Raw genomic sequence first — 20,897 nt, forward strand, 5'->3', positions numbered from 1 at the left:
ATGCCGGGCCGATTACCGACGCCACCCAAACTCAGCGGCGCCCTTTTCAGGATCCGGGTCTAGGCTCGACAGAGTGCAATTCGCCTTCAAGACCTCACCGCAGAACACCACCTGGGACGCGATGCTGCCGATCTGGCAGACCGCCGATGACATCGATGTATTCGAGTCCGGCTGGACGTTCGACCACTTCTATCCGATCTTCTCCGATTCCACCGGCCCGTGCCTGGAAGGGTGGATCACGCTGACCGCACTGGCGCAGGCCACCGCGCGTCTGCGCGTCGGTGTCCTGGTCACCGGCATCCACTACCGTCACCCCGCCGTGCTGGCCAATATGGCTGCGGCGCTCGACGTCATCTCCCACGGCCGCCTCGAACTCGGCATCGGTGCCGGCTGGAACGAAGAGGAGTCGGGCGCCTACGGAATCGAACTGGGCACCGTCAAAGAGCGGTTCGACCGCTTCGAGGAGGCCTGCGAGGTGCTGACCAGCCTTCTCACCAAGGAGTCGACGACCTTCGACGGCACGTACTACCAACTCAAGGATGCGCGCAACGAGCCGAAGGGCCCGCAGCAGCCACACCCGCCGATCTGCATCGGTGGCAGCGGTGAGAAGCGCACCCTGCCCATCACCGCCAAGTACGCCGACCACTGGAACTTCGTCGGCGGCACGCCGGAGGAGTTCGCCCACAAGCGCGATGTCCTGCACGCCCGCTGCGCGGACATCGGGCGCGATCCGAAGGAGATCAGGCTTTCTGCCCATGTCCGTCTCGGCGAAGACCGCGATTACGCCAAGGTGGTGGCCGAAGCCGGCGCGCTCGGCACTGAGGGATTGGACTTGGCGATCATCTATCTGCCGCCGCCCTACGACCCTGCGGTGCTGGAGCCGCTCGCCGAGGCCATTCGCGATTCGGGGCTGCAGACGGCCGCTTCGTAACCGCAGCGTCGCGGCCTCGGCTGGCTAACAGGATTTTTCCAGCGGCCGATGATCCGGCGGGTGGACGGCCGGGTCTGGTGGAGCAAGATTGGCTCGCACCAGGGTAGGTCACAATTCGATAACGTCAGGCAAAGAAACGCCGCTGTCAGCGGCGTCGAGGCGTTCCGAGCCGTCAGCCGCCGTAGCGCATAAGCTCGTCGGCGGTTACCAGCCGCTCCAACTTGGCCGGAAACTCACGGCTCCGAACGGGATGCCGGAACAGTGACCAGGCGATTCGCGCCACCCGGTGGCGGGCTATCGGGTTCATGTGCACAGCGATCACTCCTGCGGTCGAAAATTGCTGGACCGAGGCAACACCCTACCTTAGTGGCCGCTCTCACACATCAGATAGCGCAGCTTTGGCAAACCTTCCGAGGCTCCCCGCGTAAACATCTGCTGGTTCTGGTGTGACTGATGTGGATAGAGGGACTTACCGAATCAGTCTCACACCTGCACTGGCGGGTCCGAGAGGGACCTCCCGGGCTCGCCCGCGATCGGCGAAATGACGGTGCTCCTTCGGCATCCGCTAACTACACGGCGCCGAAGGAGCATTGTCAGCGCTGCGGTGCGGCCGTCGGTTTGATGGGCGCAGGCAAGGCCGTCTCACCCATCAGGAACCGGTCCACGCCTGCCGCGGCGGCCCGGCCCTCAGCGATCGCCCAGACGATCAGCGACTGACCCCGACCCATGTCACCGGCGACGAACACCCCGGGAACCGAGGTCTGAAAATCATCGCCGCGCGCCACGTTGCCGCGGTCGGTCAGCTCGACACCGAGATCGGTCAGGAGGCCTGCCCGTTCTGGCCCAACAAAGCCCATCGCCAGCAGCACCAGGTCGGCCTCCAGCTGGAAATCGCTGCCCTCGACCCGTTCGAACTTGCCGGCCTTCATCTCGACCTCGTGCACCTTGAGCTCGGCCACGCGTCCGTCGGCGCCGACGAACTCCTCGGTGTTCACCGAGAACACCCGCTCGCCGCCCTCTTCGTGGGCCGACGCCACCCGGAACATCAGCGGGTACGTCGGCCAGGGAGTGGAGTCCGCCCGCGATTCCGGCGGTCGGGGCATGATCTCGAACTGGTGGATCGAGGCTGCCCCTTGACGATGCGCGGTGCCCAGGCAGTCCGCGCCGGTGTCGCCACCGCCGATGATGACCACCTTCTTGCCCTTGGCGGTGATCGGCGGCTCGCCATCCTCATCGACCACGGGGTCACCGTTCTGGACCCGGTTGGCCCAGGGTAGATATTCCATGGCCTGGTGGATACCGTCCAGCTCGCGTCCCGGCACCGGCAGGTCACGAGCGGCGGTCGCCCCGCCGCTGAGCACGATGGCGTCGAACTCGTCCTGCAGCTGCTCGGCGGTGATATCCACACCGACGTTCACACCGGTGCGGAACCGGGTGCCTTCGGCCTCCATCTGCTCCAGACGACGGTCGATATGCCGCTTTTCCATCTTGAACTCGGGGATGCCGTAACGGAGCAACCCGCCGATCCGGTCGGCGCGTTCGAAGACCGTGACCGTGTGGCCCGCCCTGGTGAGCTGTTGTGCGGCAGCCAGTCCGGCCGGACCTGACCCGACCACGGCGACCTTCATGCCGGTCAGTTCATCCGGCGGCAGGGGCTTGACCCAACCCTCGGCGAAGGCGTTGTCGATGATCTCGACCTCGACCTGCTTGATGGTGACCGGATCCTGATTGATCCCCAGCACACACGACGCCTCACACGGCGCCGGGCAGAGCCGGCCGGTGAACTCCGGGAAGTTGTTGGTGGCGTGCAACCGCTCGATCGAATCGCGCCAGCGTCCCTTGAAGACCAGGTCGTTCCACTCGGGAATCAGGTTCCCGAGTGGACAGCCGTTGTGGCAGAACGGGATACCGCAATCCATACAGCGCGACGCCTGCACCTGCAGAACGTCGTGGTCGAAGTCTTCGTAGACCTCTTTCCAGTCCCGCAGCCGCAACGGAACCGGCCGGCGAGCGGGCGTCTCACGGTGGGTGTGCTTGAGGAAGCCGCTTGGATCACCCACGAGCGGCCGCCATGATCGCTTCGCCCACGTCAGTACCCTCGGCCTCAGCGGAGGCGATGGCCACCAGCACCTTCTTGTAATCCCTGGGCATGACCTTCCCGAATCTCGGCAATTCCCCGGACCAGTCGGCCAGGATCCGCTGTCCCACAGCCGAGTCTGTCGCATCGACGTGCGCGGCGATCATGCCGTGCAGCCATTCGGCATCCGCGTCGTCCAACACATCCAGATCAACCATGTCTCCGTTCAGATTGTCCGGTAACACCCCGTCCGGGTCGTACACGTAGGCCACGCCACCGGACATCCCGGCGGCAAAGTTGCGCCCGGTCTGGCCGAGGATGACGACCTTGCCGCCGGTCATGTACTCGCAGCCGTGGTCGCCGACACCTTCGACGACCGCGTGCGCCCCGGAGTTACGGACCGCGAAGCGCTCACCGACGACGCCGCGCAGGAACGCTTCGCCGCTGGTGGCGCCGAACAGGATCACGTTGCCACCGATGATGTTCTCCTCGGCGACGTAATCATCGGGCACGCCGTCCGCCGGGCGAACCACCAACCGGCCGCCGGACAGTCCCTTGCCGACGTAGTCGTTGGCGTCACCGTAGACCCGCAGGGTGATGCCCTTCGGGACAAAGGCGCCAAAGCTGTTACCGGCCGAGCCCTCGAAGGTGATGTCGATTGTGCCGTCCGGGAGGCCCTGTCCGCCATAGGCTTTGGTGACCTCGTGGCCGAGCATCGTGCCGACCGTACGATTGACGTTAGCGATCGTCGTCGAGAATCGGACCGGGGTGCCGGAGTCGATGGCTTCCCGGCTCTGCGCGATCAGCTGCTGATCGAGCGCCTTGTCCAGACCGTGATCTTGGCGCGAACTGCAGTACAGGTCCTGATTCATGAAGGCCGATTCCGGCTCGTGCAGGATGGGCGACAGATCGAGCTTATGCGCCTTCCAGTGTGCGGCCGCCTTGGCGGTGTCCAGCGCACCGACCTGGCCGACTGCCTCGTTGATAGTGCGGAAACCCAACTGCGCCATCAGTTCCCGCACCTCCTCTGCGATAAACATGAAGAAGTTCTCGACGAACTCAGGCTTGCCGTTGAACCGCTGCCGCAGGAGCGGGTTCTGCGTCGCGACACCCACCGGGCAGGTATCGAGGTGGCAGACCCGCATCATGATGCAACCCGAGACCACCAGCGGGGCGGTGGCGAAGCCGAACTCCTCGGCACCGAGCAGCGCCGCGACCATCACGTCGCGACCGGTCTTGAGCTGGCCGTCCACCTGGACGACGATGCGATCGCGAAGACCGTTGAGCAGCAACGTCTGTTGCGTCTCGGCCAGACCCAGCTCCCAGGGCGCGCCGGCGTGCTTCTGAGACGTCAGCGGCGTCGCGCCGGTACCGCCGTCGTGGCCCGAGATGAGCACCACGTCGGCGTGCGCCTTCGACACACCTGCCGCGACCGTGCCCACCCCGTTTTCGCTGACAAGCTTGACGTGCACCCGGGCCGCGGGGTTGGCGTTCTTCAGGTCGTGGATCAGCTGGGCCAGATCCTCGATCGAGTAGATGTCGTGGTGCGGCGGCGGCGAGATCAGGCCGACACCGGGCGTGGAGTGCCGAACCTCGGCAACCCACGGATAGACCTTGTGGCCCGGAAGCTGGCCGCCCTCACCGGGTTTGGCGCCCTGGGCCATCTTGATCTGAATATCGGTGCAGTTGGTCAGGTAGTGGCTGGTGACACCGAAGCGCGCCGATGCCACCTGCTTGATGGCACTGCGCCGCCAGTCGCCGTTCTCGTCCGGTTCGAAGCGGGCCACGTCCTCGCCGCCCTCACCTGAATTCGATCGTCCGCCAAGGCGGTTCATCGCGATGGCGAGCGTCTCGTGGGCTTCGGCGGAGATCGAGCCGTAGCTCATGGCTCCGGTGGAGAATCGCTTGACGATCTCGCTGGCGGGTTCGACCTCGTCGATCGGAATCGGTGCGCGCACACCATCTTTGAACTTCAACAACCCGCGAAGCGACGCCATCCGCTCGCTCTGGTCGTCGACCAGCTTGGTGTACTCCTTGAACACCGAGTACTGCCCGGTGCGCGTGGAATGCTGCAGCTTGAAGACGGTGTCGGGGTTGAACAGGTGGTATTCACCCTCGCGACGCCACTGGTATTCGCCGCCCACCTCGAGCTCGCGGTGCGCCCGCTCATCGGGACGTTCCAGATAAGCCAGGTTGTGCCGGGTGGCGACATCGGCGGCGATATCGTCGAGGTCGATGCCACCGGTGGCGCAGTGCAGACCGGTGAAGTACTCGTCGAGCACGCGCTGTGAGATGCCGACGGCCTGGAAGAGCTGCGCGCCGGTGTAGGACGCCAGCGTCGAGATGCCCATCTTGGACATCACTTTCAGCACACCCTTGCCGGCAGCCTTGACGAAGTTCGCTTTGGCCTGGTCACTGCTCATCCCGGTGATCAGTCCGCGGTCGACCATGTCCTCGATCGACTCGAAGGCCATGTACGGGTTGATCGCCGCCGCGCCGAAACCGCAGAGCGCGGCCATGTGGTGCACCTCGCGGGCATCGCCGCTTTCGACGACGAGACCGACCTGGGTGCGGGTCCGCTCGCGCACCAGGTGGTGGTGCACCGCCGCGACGGCCAGCAGCGACGGAATCGGTGCCAACCACTCGTTGGACTCGCGATCCGACAGCACGATGATGCGCGCCCCGTTGCGGATGGCTTGCGACACCTTCTTGCGGACATCCTCGAGTGCACGGCGCAGCCCGGGTCCGCCGTCGGCCACCGGGAACAGGCAGCTCACGACCGCCGCCCGCAAGCCGTGCTTGCGGCCGCGGATCTCGTGGTCGGGGTCGACGTTGATCAGCTTGGACAGCTCGGCATTGCGCAGAATCGGGTGCGGCAGCACGATCTGGCGACACGAGTTCTCGTCGGGGTTCAGCAGGTCGCCCTCGGGACCGATGACGCCTTGGAGGCTCGTCACCACCTCTTCGCGGATGGCATCCAGCGGCGGGTTCGTGACCTGGGCGAACAGCTGCTGGAAATAGTCGAACAGCATCCGCGGCCGCTGCGAGAGCACCGCGATCGGGGTGTCGGTACCCATCGAGCCCAGCGCCTCGGCACCGGTCTTGGCCATCGGCGCGAGAAGCATGCTCAGCTCCTCGTAGGTGTAGCCGAATGTCTGCTGGCGCAAGACAACTCGATGGTGCGGCATCCGCACGTAGTCACCCTGCGGTAGATCGTCGAGGTGGAACAGGCCGGCGTCGAGCCATTCCTGATAGGGATGCTCGGCGGCCAACTCGGCCTTGACCTCTTCGTCGGAGACGATGCGGCCCTGGGCGGTGTCCACCAGGAACATCCGGCCGGGCTGCAACCGCAACCGGCGCACCACCTTGGCCGGGTCGAGGTCGAGCACACCCGACTCCGACGCCATCACCACCAGACCGTCGTCGGTCACCCAGATCCGGGATGGCCGAAGTCCGTTGCGGTCCAGCACTGCGCCCACCAGGGTGCCGTCGGTGAAGCACACCGAGGCGGGTCCGTCCCACGGCTCCATCAACGAAGCGTGGTACTGGTAGAACGCCCGCCGCGCGGGGTCCATCGACTCGTTACGCTCCCACGCCTCGGGGATCATCATCAGCACGGCGTGGGCGATGTTGCGACCGGACAGGTGCAGCAGCTCCAGGACCTCGTCGAACCGGGCCGTGTCCGAGGCCCCCGGGGTACAGACCGGGAAGATCTTGTTCAGGTCGTTGTGATAGCCGAAGACGTCGGTGTGGATCAGCGCTTCGCGAGCCCGCATCCAGTTCTCGTTACCGGTGACCGTGTTGATCTCGCCGTTGTGGGCGACGCGGCGGAACGGGTGCGCCAGCGGCCACGACGGGAACGTGTTCGTCGAGAACCGCGAATGCACGATGCCCAGCGCACTGGTCAGCCGCTCATCCTGCAGATCCAGGTAGAACGCCCGCAGCTGCGGGGTGGTCAGCATGCCCTTGTAGACGAAGGTTTGACCGGAAAGACTTGGGAAATAGACGGTTTCGCGTCCGGGACCGTCCTGTCCCGGACCTTTGCTACCGAGCTCGTGCTCGGAGCGCTTCCGGATCACGTAGGCGCGACGTTCCAGCTCGATGCCCGACGTGCCGGCGATGAAGAGCTGCCGGAAGGTGGGCATCGCGTCACGGGCCAGCGCGCCCAGCGACGAATCGTCGGTTGGCACGTCGCGCCAGCCGAGTACCTGAAGCCCCTCGGCCTCGACGATCTTCTCAACCGCCTCGCAGGCCAGCTTCGAATCTTTGGCCGACTGGGGCAGGAATGCGATTCCCGTCGCGTAACTCCCGAGTTCCGGCAATTCGAAGTCGACCACTGCGCGCAGGAACTCGTCGGGAACCTGTAGCAGAATCCCTGCGCCGTCGCCGGTGTTCGGTTCCGCGCCCTGGGCACCACGGTGCTCCAGGTTCAACAGCGCGGTGATCGCCTTGTCGACGATGTCGCGGCTGCGGCGGCCGTGCATATCCACGACCATGGCGACGCCACACGCATCATGCTCGTACGCGGGGTTGTACAACCCGCTGGGCGCTCTTCCCACCAGGAACACCTGACCCTTCGTGAAGACTATTCGCTGCGACTGGCCTGGCCCTCTGTTGGGCCCTGCGACCAGTTTCCGACTGTTTCCGGAGGCCGCGACCCTGAGGAAGCGGGTTGCGCCCCTGGATCTATTTCTGGCTCTGTCCATCGTGGGGCCCGTGGCATCCGTGCAGCGTTGAACGGCGGCCCTTTTTACCGGGTCACGACAAGTGACAAAACGATATGTCAAACACCGCCTGACATGCCAACTTAGTCCAGCCTAAGTCGCGTTTGCGGCCCAGTGCCGGCTCACCCGTCCCTCAACTGCCGGATTCCTCGAATTATGCTGCGCCAGAACCGATTTGATCGCTCGAGCTCGCCGCTCCCCCAGTGCCGCCGCGAGCCCTACTGCCACACCGTTTGCTTAGACAGTTAGCTGGGCGCGTCGATATTCTCCCGGAATGTGCAATCTGCACTGTTCAGTGCATGCACTCTGCCGACGCGCGCATCGGAAGACGTTTGCGCAAAGTTAGGTGGATTCTTAGATAACGCCCGTACGGCTAGGATGAGAGCGCAGGGTGCTGGTCCGCTCCTCGACTGGGTCCACCGACCCGGCGATCAACGAGACTCTAGGTCTGTGCCATCACACGCGTAGTCCACTATCGCAGTTCACTTTTGGGGCTGGACGACCTTCGCGGACACGTCGTCTTCGATGATGGCCGGCGAGGTGCACCGGCTCGATGCGCGCGGTGGATATCCGCCTCGTTCGGCCAGCGAGCGCAGCTGTCTGAGCGCGAACGACCGTCCGCGCGCAGACCCGGGAATGGCGATCCCGGCCCACATTCCTTCGGCCGCCGGCATCTCGACCGCATCACGGGCACATCTCCAGCGCCGTGGGCAACCGCGGCAGATCGCCTTGGTCGCCTCGTCGGTGGCGGTGAGCCAGCGGTCAGGGTCCTGGGTGCACGGTCCGACGGTGTCGTGCTGATCGCCGCCAGTGAAGGCACTGGTCATATGCCGACCCTTCGCAGCGTCCGAGGTACGGCCGGCCGGGTCCGGCCCGGGGTGGCCGATACTGGATACATGCTCGTCCGGTTAGCCATAGCACCCAGGCAACCCGCGATCCCCACCAGCCGCAAGTCACCCCAAGGAGGCCAGCAGTGAGCGACCGCGACGACTTCCTGCGTGATCGACAACCCCCAAGCCGGCCCGGGCCGCCACCCGGCCCGCCACCGCAGGGGCCGCCGCCGCAGCGCCCTGGCCCCTGGCCGCCGCAGCCCGGCTACCAGGGCGGTAGGCCCCCGTTCCCGCAGCAGCCACCCGCCGCGCCCTACGGTGGTCCTCCGCCGCCGCAGGCGCCCCATGGCGCCCCGCCGCCACCACCCCCCGGCACGACGGCGCCGCCGCAGCAGCCGTGGCCCGACGCGGATTACCCCGGCCGGTCTCTGCCCACCGGGCGCCGGCCCCGGCCGGCCAGCGGGTGGCGCAAGGCCGTCTACGCGGCCACTTTCGGCCTGGTCAACCTGGGACCCTCCCGCGACGAGCGGCGCGACGCCCAGATGGAGGCCGTCGTGCAATCCGCGCTCCGGGGGTATTACAAGGTCGGCGTGCTGGGTAAGGGCGGGGTCGGTAAGACCTCCGTCGCCGCCAGCGTCGGGTCGGTCTTCGCGGAACTGCGGCCGGCCGACCGGGTGGTGGCCGTCGACGCCGACACCGCCTTCGGACGCCTCGGCAGCCGTATCGATCCCAACACCCATGGCTCCTACTGGGAGCTGGCTGCCGACAAGAACCTGCAGACGTTCGCCGATCTGCGCACCAGGGTGGGCAACAACGCATCCGGGCTCTACGTACTCGCCGGGGAGCCGGCGACCAGCCGGCGCCGGGTGCTCGACCCGGCCGTTTATCGCGAGGCGATCATGCGCCTGGACCGGCATTTCACCATCTCGATCGTGGACTGCGGATCGACGATGGACGCCCCCGTCACCCAGGAGGCGCTACGCGATGTCGACGCCTTGATCGTCGTGTCGTCGCCGTGGGCCGACGGCGCCTCGGCTGCCGCACAGACCATGGAATGGCTGGCCAACCATGACAAGAACGATCTGCTGCGCCGAACTGTGGTCGTACTCAACGACTCCGACGGCCATGCCGATAAGAAGACCCGCTCGCTTCTGGCTCAGCAGTTCACCGCCCGCGGTCAGGTGGTGGTGGAGGTTCCGTTCGACCCGCACCTGCGCCCAGGCGGCGTGATCGACGTCTCCCGGGAGATGGACCGTCGCACGCGCCGGCGTTTCCTGGAGATCGCCGCCGCCATCGCCCAACACTTCGCCTCGGCCCCCGACGCGGTGCGCGACCGCCGCTGAACTGCCTCGTTCGCCTCAGAGCTGCAGCGGTACATGCTTTTCCGCGCACGCGTCGATGATGGCGGCCATCACGTCCTGGGTGCGGACGGTCTCCAGATCGCTCACGGTGACCGAACCGCGGTCTGTCCGATTCTGGGCCGCAACGCGTGAATCACGCAGTCGTTCAGCGCGTTCCACGACGTTGCGGGCGAACCGGCCGTTCTGCATGACGTCGATACCGTGCTCACCGTTGGGCGCTGTGTAGGTCCGTAGCACGCGGCAGGCCGCATTCATCGCCTCCTGCGCAGCCGGCTCGATAACCGTCGCACGCGGGCCGCCATAGCGAATGGCGATCGCCACCAGCTCGTCAGGGCTGTACGACTCGAACCGCAGTTTGCGGTTGAATCGGCCAGCCAGACCCGGGTTGACCGTGAGAAATTCGTCGACTTCCTTCTCGTACCCGGCGCCGATGAAACAGAAGTCGAAGCGGTGCACTTCCAGTGCGACGAGCAGCTGATTGACCGCCTCCATGCCGATCATGTCCGGCCGGCCGTCGTGGTGCCGCTCGACCAGCGAGTAGAACTCATCCATGAACAGGATGCGCCCCAGCGACCGCGCGATCAGTTCGTTCGTCTTCGGACCCGACGAACCGATGTGCTCACCGCAGAAGTCGGCGCGCTTGACCTCGATGATCTCCGGATGCCGGACGATTCCCAGGCCCGCATAGATCTTGCCCAACGCCTCGGCGGTGGTGGTCTTACCGGTGCCGGGAGGACCCACCAACAACATGTGATTCGTCTGGTTCGTGACCGGCAGGCCGTGGGTCAATCTCAGTGCGCGGACCTCGATCTGGTCCTCCAGCTCGGCCACGGCCCGCTTGACTTCCGACAGCCCGACCTGATGGTTGAGCAGATCACGGCCCTCGGCCAGCAGCTCGGTGCGCCGGCCCTCGTTCTCCTCCTGCTGACGATCCTCCGACGACCGTTCGGTGGTGACATCCCAGCGGTTCGTGCGGCTGTCGATGGTTTCTTCATCGGTGATGACCAGCTGCAGTGTCGGGTCGTTGAGCGCCTGCTGGGCAGCTGGGATCAGGGCGCCGTTGATCGTCGCCTTGGACAACGAGATCTGCGCCTTGTCCTCCTCGCCGAGCTGGCGGTGGGCCATCCCGCGCACGTAGGCGATATCGGCGGCGATCAGCGGGAAGTCGACGGGGTCGATGGCAGCGATCATCACATCGGTCAGGTCGCGGCGACGTGACTCGCTGGGCCCACCGCGCGCCGAGCGCAGTTCGATGCGGTCCGCCCAGTCCAACGCGACCCTGGCCTGCCCGAGATGCGCGGCGGCATGCGCGGCCAGGGCGTTCGTGGCCGCGGTCACCGCAGACATGATGATCGCCTGGGGAGGAAGAATTTTCGCGGCCACGGCGATGACATCCGGCCAGCGCTGTGTCGCGTACATCAGGTACGACTCAAGGTACTGCTGCCACTGATGGTTCTCCCAGGTATCCAGGAGAGCCGAATCCTTCAGCAGGGCTTGAGCTTTCTCGTACTCGCCGCCATCGATGAGCGCCGACGCCAGCGCCATCCCGGCGTGCGAGGATTCGGTGACCGTGATCGCCAGATATGGGCCGGCCTTGATATGCGCCGACAGGGTGCTCCCGAGCCGGTTGGTCTCACGGTGCAGCCGGACCCCGTAGGTATACAGCTGTTGCAGCGACGTCAGCGCCTCGTCACCCGCGGCTATTCGCCCCAACCACGCATCGGCCATCGCGGGGTCGGTCTCGGTCGCGTCGCGGAAGCGCTCCAGCGCAGCCGACGGATCGCTGTCCAGGAGCGCCATGCCCTGGTCGAACTGTCGCCGTGCTGCTGCGGTTTGGCTGCTACTGGTCGTCAACTTCTTGTCTTCACCGTCTCTTGGGTCATTGCCGCTCGTCAGCGTATTCGCGATCAGCCATCAGGCTGGTCGGCTCCGCAGAGATGTAGCGGTTCTCGGCACGGAACAGTTCGACCTCGACGATATGTCGCCGGCCCGCCGCAGTCACCTCGACAGTCGCCGGCCCGGTCTGGGTGATCACCACATCGGCCGATCCCCGGTAGGGCTCACCCGGCCGGCCGACGGAGATCACCGTATTGGGCCGCGGCGCGGGCGACATCGACCCGTCGATGACGCTGACGGTGGTGCCGGCGGCGGGCCGCGGACGATCGGTGACGGCGATATCCGGCATGCGAACGCTGCTCCAGCGCTGAGGGTTTCGAGAGTGGACGGTGATGCGCTCGCCGGCGCCGGCCGTCCGGATGACGAAGCGCTTGGCCAGCGCGTCCTCGGCGGCGATGTGCACCCGGCTGAACTCGCCCGGGTCGCCGAGCGGGAGCATCAGGCGGTCACCGGCACCAACCTTGCCGATCAGCACACCGGACGCTCCCACCGGAAGCACCAGCGACCGCGGTGCGGGCGTCGGGCGCAAGCCGCGCAGCCTGACGGTCGGGCCGCACAAGCCGGCAGCTACCGCCGCTGCCTGCTCTCCCGGCAGTGTCCGCAAAGACACACTCGGCGGCGCCGTCGGCGGCTGAGACGTCCGGATCGTCACCGTCGCGGTGGCTGTGCCGTTCGGGAACAAGGTGATGTTCTGCATGATGCCGTCGGCCCGCCACGACCAGGCCTGGGCCAGACCTTCGGCGGTGATGTCCTGCGGGCGGTACCGGTAAGTGGTCAGCCACCCGGTATCGCTGCGGACCGAGCGCCAGCGTTGGCGCCCTGGGTCGAGCGCCGACTTTCCGTGGCGGCGCTCCATCTCGACGATATCGGTGGCGGTACCGACCTTGGCCCGAATCCCGTTGCTGCGCAATGCCGCACTGATGCGTTGCGCGGCAGCCAGCGCTGCGGTGCCGGCCGTCAGCCGCCACTGCAGCGCGTCAGCGTTCGCGAAGGTCGGAACCCGGGCGATCAGCCAGGTCTCGCGCTGACCGGCATACGGCGGCGTACCGATCAGGGTGTCGTAGACACGTGGGTAGTCGCCGGTGTTGCGACGCCGACTGCCGGCGGAGACGATGCTCAGCGACTCGACTGTCAAGCCGAGGCTCTGGTGCAGCAGGTGCGTCAACTCGGCGATATCGATGGTGTTGTCGGTACGGGTCGCCATCGAACCGGTGAACAATGTCGGCGCATGGGCTTTTCCGAGGACTTGCACCGCGACCACCGCGACGCCGTCCTGGTAGCGCACCCCACCTCCGGCGCGGTCGTTGGCCACCGTGACCGGTTCGCTCCAGACGATCGGACGTTTCCGCCGCAGATACAGCCCCGCCCACGACCAGAGCGGCTGCTGCCACCAGCGGACCGCGCCGAGCGCCAGGCCGAGGACCAATCCTCCTGCGGCGCCGTAGATTCCGCCGAACATCCAGCCGACGAGGCCGGCCAGCAGGATGCCGATCACGATGGTGAGCCGGACGGTCGCTGTCATCGTGCCCGCCGTGCCCTGGCGACCAGCGCGGAGATCAGGACCAACGCTGCCACCGCGCCGGCGAACCCGAGGGCGACATCGCGTGCCCGGTGATCCGGTGGAGCCATCGGCGGCGGCGGGACGATCACCCTGCTCTGCGAGTCCGGTGCCAGCCGCGAACCGGGCGGGACGTTGAAGGTCAGCGCGGCAACGGGATCGACGACCCCGTAGCCGACCTGGTTGTCCACTCCACGGGGTGGGTTGTGCGCGGTCTGCAGGATCCGGTTGATCACCTGGTGTGCGGACAGATCAGGAAATTTCGCCCGCACCAGCGCCGCGACGCCGCTGACGTAGGCGGCCGAGAAGCTGGTCCCCCAGAAGGGTGTGTTGGCGTCACCTGGACGCGCCGGCGGATAGGCATTCACCGGACCGGCGGTCTGCGGGGAGAGCCCCATGATGCCCACTCCCGGTGCCGCTGCGGCGACCCACGGACCGGCCAGGCTCTTGGCCAGCGGTGCACCGGCGTTGTCCACCGCGCCGACCGACAAGACGTAATCGGAGTACCACGACGGCGACGACACCGTTTTGACCTGGTGCCAGTCGCGGGGGTCGGACGTGTTCAGCGGATCGAACAGGGGATTCTGCGCGCAGTTGTCCTCCCCCTCGTTCCCGGCCGCCGCGACGACGACGGCATCTTTGACCGTCGCCGCGTACCAGACGGCCGCACCGAGTGCCCGCTGATCAAGCGGATCGGCGGCCGAAACACACGACGTCACACTGATGTTGATCACCTTGGCGCCCATGTTCGCGGCGTGCACGATGGCCTGCGCCAGTGACGCGACGGTGCCGGCCTTGCGGCGGGCCTCGTTGTCGCCGGGCTGCGGGTTGACGAATTCGTAGGCTCTCGACGACTGGCGGATCGAGATCAATACGGCATCCGGGGCCACCCCGGCCACACCATCCGGAGCACCCGGCGGCGGTGGCGGAACCTCGGGGTCATCGGGGCCGCCCGGCATCGGATCACCCGGCCCGCTCGACGGCGCATCCGGCGGAGGGGGTGGCGGTGGAGGGGGCGCCGGCGGAGCAGGCTTGATCTCGGTTACGGTCACCGGAACAGGAGGCGGCGGAGGCGCTGGCGGGGCCGGGGCACCACCGGGCGGTGGCGGGGCCGCGATGGCGGGCGGCGGCCCGGCCGGGGGCGGAAATGCCGGATTCGACGGCATCGGCGTTGGCCTGGGCGTGCCGAGCGGCGCGGCACCGATCAGCGACGCCACGATCGTGCCATGGGCGTCGCAATCCATCAGGCCGTCACCGCCCATGATGTAGTCACCGCCGGGCACCACCGGCAGTCGCGGATTGGGGTTGACGCCGGTGTCGATCACCGCGACCGGTACGCCGTTACCCGTCGAGTACTCCCATGCCTTGCTGATGTTCAGCATGGTGAAGCCGGGCGCGGTCACCGAGACGTTGGGGTCGGCCACCGTGATCGTCTGCGCGCAGATATTGCTCTGCCGCATGGGTTGGTCCGGACCGGGCGGACCGTCCGGCGGGACCATTGCCGGATCCACAGTCGGCGGTGGAATCGCCTGTGTAAGCGGGAGATTGGTGCTCAGCCCGACCAACAGCAGCACTGCCACCGCTGATCCGACCTGGCGGGCCCGACCCATTGGGGTCATCGCATCCGCACCCATGTGTAAAGCCCCCCGATCCAGGCCGCCAGCGGGAAAGCGGCGACGATCGCGGCCAGTTCGAGCCATTCGGCGAGCATGCGCACCAGCGGGGTGAAGCGGGTGACGGGCACCAGCAACGCAGCCACCAACCCGGCGCCGGTGAACACGGCGAGCACCAGCGTGCCCCACAGCAGCGCGGCACCCGAGTCGCTCGGTTCGTGCAGCACATATTTGATCACCGCGGCGCTGACCGCCACGGCGGCGCCACAGACCAGCGCGACAGCCTGGCGCTTGTCGGCGAACGTGCGTCCGCGGCTGATGAAGATCAGCACGAACAGACCCGCCAGCACCGCCGCGGCATTGCTCTTGGCCAGGCCGGGCATCAGCGTCGCCCAGATCGCCACCGGCAGTGTCACCGCCGCACCGATACAGATCCCGGTCAGGACGCTGTTGGCCCGCCTGGCGGCGCTGGCGATCTCCTCCCCGCGCGGTGTGGTGTCGGGATTCGGCTCGCTCTGCTCGTCCTCACCGGCTTCGTCGTCGACGGGGGCGACAGCGTCCACCGGCAGGCCGTCACTCCGGCGGAACACATCCCGGCCGGTGATCGACCCGAAATAGGGCGGCCGGATCCGCGACGCCCAGAGCGCGAAGGTCGGCGCCAGTGTCAGCAGCAGCAGCAGCGCCACCAGCGTGCACATTCCCAACCACTGAGGCGGGATCGGCTGCCACATCCGGGTCAGGGCGACGAGGCCGCCGAGCCCACATAACGTCACGACGGTGGCGGCGACGGTGATATGCCGCCCAGTGACCGACGCGAGACCGCAGGTCAGCACCGTGACGCCGAGTGCGGCGATGAACAGATGCGCCGCACCAAGCGCTCCCGGTGCGGCCGCAGCGGCACTGACGGCAAGCGTCGGAATGGCCAACCATCCGAATCCGCTCAGCAGATCGGTGCGTTGCGGCCACGCCCGCCAGATGGCGACGGCGCCACCGGCGGCGAGCAGGCCGACGACGCCGGTGGCCAGGGTCGGAGCCAGTGAATCAGCGGCCATTCGGGTCCGCAGCGCGAGCCCGAGCACCGAGAACACCGCCAGCGCGAGAATGGCCAGCGCGGTGTGCGCGGCAGTCTCCGGGGTGACGGGCGCGAAGAGCTTCTTGCCGATCCTGGCCAGGCCCGTCGACAAGGACTCGTACTGCGGTTCGAAGGAATCGCCGTCGACGGCGGGGCTCAGGACCAGGGTGGCGCCGTCTTCGACACCCAGTTCGTCGAGCGTCCTGGTCACATCAAGGCGGACGCCGTTGGCTCGCTGCAGCTCGTAGCCGACGCTGGCTTCCAGCCCGGTCAGGCCGCGCCGCCGCAGCTCTTCGTTGAGCAGCTCGACGATGTCGTCGATGAATACCTCGATCGGCACCGAGGCCGGATAAACCTGGGACACCAAATGTTCACCGCAGACCACTGCAACAGCGCACCGAGCCGGGAATGAAACCTTTGCCATTACTGTGGCCTATCGGCATCCGGAGTGTATTTATCGGCGAGTGCTGCGGTGATCTCGAATAACCGCAGGCGCGTCTTCTTGTGCAATTCGTGTTGCGTGTCGATGATGCCACCCTTCGCCAGATGCGGGTCGTAAGGCATGAATTCGACCGTCGCACCCGACTGCCCGAAACGTTCGGTCAAATAGGCGCGAGCTTCCTTATCGCGCGAATCGCGGCTGTCATTGAGGACCACCATGCTGCGGGAGACCAGTTCGTGGTAACCCATCGCCCGCAACAGATCGATCGAGCGGGTGACCGGAAGCGAGGTATCGGCGGTCAGCCCGGACACGAAGACCAAAGTGTCGGCGGCGTCGAAGACGGCCTTCATGACCGGGTGCTCGAGGTCGTCGGAGGTGTCCACCACAATGATGTTGTGAGTCCGGCGCAACCGGGACAACACGCCGGTGAACATCGAGGGGACCAGCGGTCGCGGTTGATCGGAAGCGCGATTGCCCGCCAGGACGTCGAGCCCAAGGACGTTCTGCCCCAAATGTTCTCGGATATCGGCATAGCCCTGGACATCGGTGTCGTTGAGGACCGCCGAATAGTCGCCGGGCGGCGCTTCGTCGATTCGGCCGGCCAGAGTGCCAAAGCCCGGTGCGGCGTCGATGGCCACCACGTTCTCGGGACGGCACTCGCGGAACACCGCGCCGATGGACGCCGTCATGGTCGTCTTGCCGACACCGCCCTTACCGGAGACCACGGCGATGACGTACTGCTTGCGAATGTGCCTGCGGATACGGTCACGCAGTTCGCGGTAATGCCGCTCACCCGGCGACTCGCCGAGATTGATGGCGTGAAATGTCGCGTTATAGATGAATTTGCGCCAACCCGAACCGGGCGGAATTTTGCGGGGCGCGACCATATCGGAAATTCGCAGTGTCCCCGAAACAGAATCCTGGTGTTGATGACGTCCACCGGGAGATTCGCGCCGCAGCGATTCCTGGCGTTCAGGAGAATTCGCCGGTTCATTCCATGGATTTGTCACAATTTTGATGCTAACATTCGCGCCCTACACAACCTTTCGGTGGGAAAACCAGTCCTGCTGCGCAGGTAATCGACGCACCATCTGGTTGACGGCGGTCGCGATATTGCTGGGCGAGCCCGGCGACATGATCATCCATGCTTTGCCCTGTTGTGGAACATGTTCGGCGACCAGCCGGCCCTCTGGGGTGTCGATGATCGTCACCACGGACTTTTCCAGGTGCACCCTGGCCGGGCCACCGGTGTTGACGCCGGTCTGCAACGCCACGATGGACGCCTGAGCCGATTGCTCCGGGTCGGCGGCCAGCATCAGCAGTTGCATCTGGTCGGGGTCCAGTTGGACGCTGCTCATCAGGAACTTACGCAGGCTGTCTTTGTCCCTGACGCTCTCGAGGAGTTTGTCGACCGGAATCGTGACGGGCTTCAACGGCGCCGGCTTGCTGGTGCCGCACAGACGATCCACCTGAGAGGTGATCACCTGGCTCGCCGCACTTTCTGCGCTGGCCGTTCCGGCGCCGCTGAGTCGCACCAGATAGTCGGTGCGCTCCAGAGTGACCCACCATTGCGCAAAACGGGCCAGCGTCACCATCGCCGGAACAGCGCCCCCGGCGGGGGTTCGCGCCTGCATGTACAGCGCCACGTCGCGGCGGGACAGCACGGTCAGCCACTCCACTACCGCGGGGTCGACATCACCGTGCTCATCGATCACGCCTGCTTCCAGCAGTTCGGCCGCGACCGGGTGATCCAGCGCCGACTGTTTGGACTCGACACTGGGAAGTACTGGCCGCAAACCCAACTCGGGTGCCAGCACCTCGATACCAGTCAGGACCTGAAGCGCCCATAGACCGTCGAGCGTCGTTGTCAACACGTGGAACCCCCGAACCGAATTCAGACCCAGTACCCAGAGCAGAGAACGGGGCGCACGCGGCACGTGCGCCCCGGCCTAGAAGTGGTCTTACCCGCCGAAGCCCTGCGCCATCTGCTGATCGGTACTGATCGACGACATATTGGCACTGCCGATCGCCTGCCCGTGGCTGGCCATGACCTGGATGAGGTCCTGAAATCCGCTGAGCATCAACAACTGGTTCTCGCGGAAGGCCGAGGCCGCCGTGCCGGTGAAGAATTCGGCAATGGCGTCCGTCTGGTTCTTGACCTCGTCATGCAGTCCGTGCAGGGTCTGCGCGGACTGACCGACAGTGTTGGAGAGGCCGTCGACCTCACCGTGGTTGTAAAGGATGGACATGTGGTTCTCCTTGAGTAGTCGAGTGTGCGGGGCCGAGCGGGCTAGCTGTGGTTAGTGGGGGGCGAATCCGTTGAACGTGTGTGCCTGCTCTTCCTCATGTGCCTCCATGAGGGCGGCAGCGTTGTTCAAACCGTCCGCGAGGTGCTGGCCGCCGGTGACGATCTTGTTGATGTCCTCCTGGACCTTGGCTGCGGTAGTCATCGAGGAGGTCGCGCCCTGGCCGCTCCAGGTGGCGCCCATCTGATCCTGATGGGTGTTGACGTACTGCGTCGCAACGGCAATCGCCTGTTCGAGCGCACTGTGAATGCTGTTGGAGACCGTTCGCATCTGGTCCGGTGTTACGAGTAGATCTGCCATTTGCTTCTCCCTTGCTTGTTCATCCCCGAGCAGGGGCTTCAATTTGAGTGTAAGCGCTGCGCGAGTTGTGTCACTTCACCTTTTAGCAAACACCTGACACAGACCTGAGTACATGCCCAGCATTAGCTGGATGCGAGCAATATTCAATTATTGTCAGACATCTTGACGGGCATCGCGGGCGCGGTCGACGACCACCCGTGCGCGGGCGACCTCGTCAGCCTTCTGACCACCCTCGCCGCCGCGGTTGAGCATGCTGGCCGGCGACATCGGCATGCCCCCACCGCCGCCCATGCCGGTACCCGTTGTCGGCGCACGCATTTCGGTGGTCTCGAGCAGGCCGGTCCGCAACCCCGATGCGCGGCCGGGGCCTTCGCCGAAGCTGCTGGTCGGGCGTGTGTAGCTGGTCATTCCCTGGGTTGCCCCGCCACCCAGACCGCCCAGCCCACCAGCGCCGCCACCACCACCGCCGAGCGACGCAGGACTGATCCCTACTCCGCCCGCACCCGGAGCCGCCTTGAAGTTGGCCGCTTCAGTGGCGACATCGGTGCCCTTCATGCCCTGGCCGAACATGCCCGTCAGTTGTTGCAGAGCCTGTGGAGCCGCCTGCATCACCTGTTGGCCCATTTGCATCGGCATCTGGAAGAGCTGAGTCATCGGCTGAAGCATCTGGCCCATCTGGCCGACCATGGAACTCATCTGGCTACTGGCGCCACCGCCGGCACTCGTGGCTCCCTGGCCAGTGGTTTCCGCGGCCTTCGAACCCGCCTGCATCGCCTGCGTACCGGTCGCCTGCGCCGTGGCCTGAGCGACGGAAGCAGCCGAACCGGCCGCCGCAGCGGCGGGGTTGGACATCGGAGCGACCGGCGGGGGCACCGCCAGCAGCGCGGTCAACCCCGACAGCACCGCCCCGTACGCGGCACCGGCGCTGGCGTTGTGCGGCCAATGCTCACCGAAATACTCCACGTTCAACTCGGCGATCCGGGGCGTCAGGGCACCCCACACCGCCGGGTTGATCAGATTGTCCGAGTACTCCTCCATCCGGTTGGCTTCACACACCGGAGCCGGAATCATCGTCGAGCAAGCGGACTCATAGGCCGTAACAGCTGCTTCGGCGAGCGGCGGCTTCTCCACCACCCACCCGGTGAGCAGCTGTAACGCGCCGTTGAGTTCGGTGCTGGCAGCAGCCGAGGCCGTTCCGCCGAGCCCGATGAAACTCGCGCCCGTGGCGACAGTGTTCATCGTGGACGCGCCGAACGACAGCTCGTGGGTGGTCAATTGAGTCAGCCAAGCGGCCATATTGGCCAGCGTGGTTGCCGGGCCGGTACCGGAGATCAACCTGGTGTGGTTGGCCTCCGGCGTGCTGATCGGCCAGAGCGGATCGGGCATCTGAGATCCCTCCCAATCGGTGCCTTAGAAGGAGAGACCACTGACGGCGTTGATCGCATCCGTCGCTTGGTAGGTCAGCGATGAAATCGACTGGTCAGCCGCGAGCCCGAGCCGCGAACCGACGTGTTCGGCCGTCATCCCCAGGTACTGGCCGCCGGCGGCGGACAGGGCGGCGGCGAATTCGGCCGAATCCGCGTCCAGGCCCATCGGCGTGACGCCGAGCAAGGCTGCGGACGCCGCGGACGCGCTCGCGCCCATCTCAGCGCTGATAGTCACCTCGGTCGTCGAGGACAGATCGACGGCGCTTGGCACAACCTCCATAGTTGATTCCTCCCGTTGAGCGCAGAAGTTTCCTGCGGTAATGATCTGATTCTATGTGTGCTGAATCATGCTGTCGACAT

At 66.1% G+C, this 20,897-nt stretch carries 15 protein-coding genes; 2 read left to right on the forward strand and 13 right to left on the reverse strand.

Going from position 1 to position 20,897, the window contains the following annotated elements; translation table 11 throughout:
* The first annotated feature begins 73 nt into the window (after nt 1–73).
* Complete coding sequence (locus tag H7J73_RS09270) at nt 74–931, forward strand: LLM class F420-dependent oxidoreductase (RefSeq protein WP_264067025.1); 858 nt, start codon at nt 74–76, stop codon at nt 929–931.
* 593 nt (nt 932–1,524) lie between these two features.
* On the opposite strand, the gene H7J73_RS09275 is transcribed toward H7J73_RS09270, so the two are convergent.
* From H7J73_RS09275 to H7J73_RS09285, 3 genes are all read right to left on the reverse strand, one after another.
* The gene (locus tag H7J73_RS09275) at nt 1,525–2,991 is read right to left on the reverse strand and encodes a glutamate synthase subunit beta (protein ID WP_264067026.1); all 1,467 of its coding nucleotides are present in this window, start codon (nt 2,989–2,991) and stop codon (nt 1,525–1,527) included.
* Entirely contained in the window at nt 2,984–7,567 is a 4,584-nt protein-coding gene (gene gltB / locus H7J73_RS09280) for a glutamate synthase large subunit (RefSeq protein WP_264067027.1), read from the reverse strand. Before gltB ends, H7J73_RS09275 begins: the two co-directional genes overlap by 8 nt.
* A 647-nt stretch (nt 7,568–8,214) precedes the next feature.
* Nucleotides 8,215–8,559: a WhiB family transcriptional regulator gene (locus H7J73_RS09285; RefSeq protein ID WP_264067028.1), complete on the reverse strand. Its 345-nt coding sequence runs from the start codon at nt 8,557–8,559 to the stop codon at nt 8,215–8,217.
* A gap of 146 nt (nt 8,560–8,705) precedes the next feature.
* On the opposite strand from H7J73_RS09285, the gene H7J73_RS09290 reads away from it, so the two are divergent.
* Nucleotides 8,706–9,905, forward strand: coding sequence for a MinD/ParA family ATP-binding protein (locus H7J73_RS09290; RefSeq protein ID WP_264067029.1), 1,200 nt, complete (start codon nt 8,706–8,708; stop codon nt 9,903–9,905).
* Between the two features lie 15 nt (nt 9,906–9,920).
* On the opposite strand, the gene eccA is transcribed toward H7J73_RS09290, so the two are convergent.
* The 10 genes from eccA to H7J73_RS09340 form a co-directional block, all read right to left on the reverse strand.
* Complete coding sequence (gene eccA / locus H7J73_RS09295; protein ID WP_435405453.1) at nt 9,921–11,777, reverse strand: type VII secretion AAA-ATPase EccA; 1,857 nt, start codon at nt 11,775–11,777, stop codon at nt 9,921–9,923.
* A 25-nt stretch (nt 11,778–11,802) separates the two neighbouring features.
* Nucleotides 11,803–13,341, reverse strand: a complete 1,539-nt coding sequence (gene eccE / locus H7J73_RS09300; RefSeq protein ID WP_264067030.1) for a type VII secretion protein EccE — start codon at nt 13,339–13,341, stop codon at nt 11,803–11,805.
* Nucleotides 13,338–14,996: a type VII secretion-associated serine protease mycosin gene (gene mycP, locus H7J73_RS09305; RefSeq protein WP_264067031.1), complete on the reverse strand. Its 1,659-nt coding sequence runs from the start codon at nt 14,994–14,996 to the stop codon at nt 13,338–13,340. Before mycP ends, eccE begins: the two co-directional genes overlap by 4 nt.
* Nucleotides 14,993–16,486, reverse strand: coding sequence for a type VII secretion integral membrane protein EccD (gene eccD / locus H7J73_RS09310; RefSeq protein WP_264067032.1), 1,494 nt, complete (start codon nt 16,484–16,486; stop codon nt 14,993–14,995). The genes mycP and eccD overlap by 4 nt, the downstream gene beginning before the upstream one ends.
* A complete protein-coding gene (locus H7J73_RS09315; protein ID WP_264067034.1) occupies nt 16,486–17,514 on the reverse strand; it encodes a MinD/ParA family ATP-binding protein in 1,029 nt (342 codons plus the stop codon). The genes eccD and H7J73_RS09315 overlap by 1 nt, the downstream gene beginning before the upstream one ends.
* A gap of 24 nt (nt 17,515–17,538) precedes the next feature.
* A complete protein-coding gene (locus H7J73_RS09320; RefSeq protein ID WP_264067035.1) occupies nt 17,539–18,378 on the reverse strand; it encodes an ESX secretion-associated protein EspG in 840 nt (279 codons plus the stop codon).
* A gap of 87 nt (nt 18,379–18,465) precedes the next feature.
* A complete protein-coding gene (locus tag H7J73_RS09325; RefSeq protein ID WP_264067036.1) occupies nt 18,466–18,753 on the reverse strand; it encodes a WXG100 family type VII secretion target in 288 nt (95 codons plus the stop codon).
* 51 nt (nt 18,754–18,804) lie between these two features.
* On the reverse strand, nt 18,805–19,110 hold the full coding sequence (locus tag H7J73_RS09330; protein WP_264067037.1) for a WXG100 family type VII secretion target: 306 nt from the start codon (nt 19,108–19,110) through the stop codon (nt 18,805–18,807).
* 153 nt (nt 19,111–19,263) lie between these two features.
* Nucleotides 19,264–20,496: a PPE domain-containing protein gene (locus H7J73_RS09335; protein WP_264067038.1), complete on the reverse strand. Its 1,233-nt coding sequence runs from the start codon at nt 20,494–20,496 to the stop codon at nt 19,264–19,266.
* A 24-nt stretch (nt 20,497–20,520) separates the two neighbouring features.
* Complete coding sequence (locus tag H7J73_RS09340) at nt 20,521–20,817, reverse strand: PE domain-containing protein (RefSeq protein ID WP_264067039.1); 297 nt, start codon at nt 20,815–20,817, stop codon at nt 20,521–20,523.
* Nucleotides 20,818–20,897: the final 80 nt, after the last annotated feature.

It is taken from the genome of Mycolicibacterium komossense (assembly GCF_025822605.1).
Classification (GTDB): Bacteria; Actinomycetota; Actinomycetes; order Mycobacteriales; family Mycobacteriaceae; genus Mycobacterium; species Mycobacterium komossense.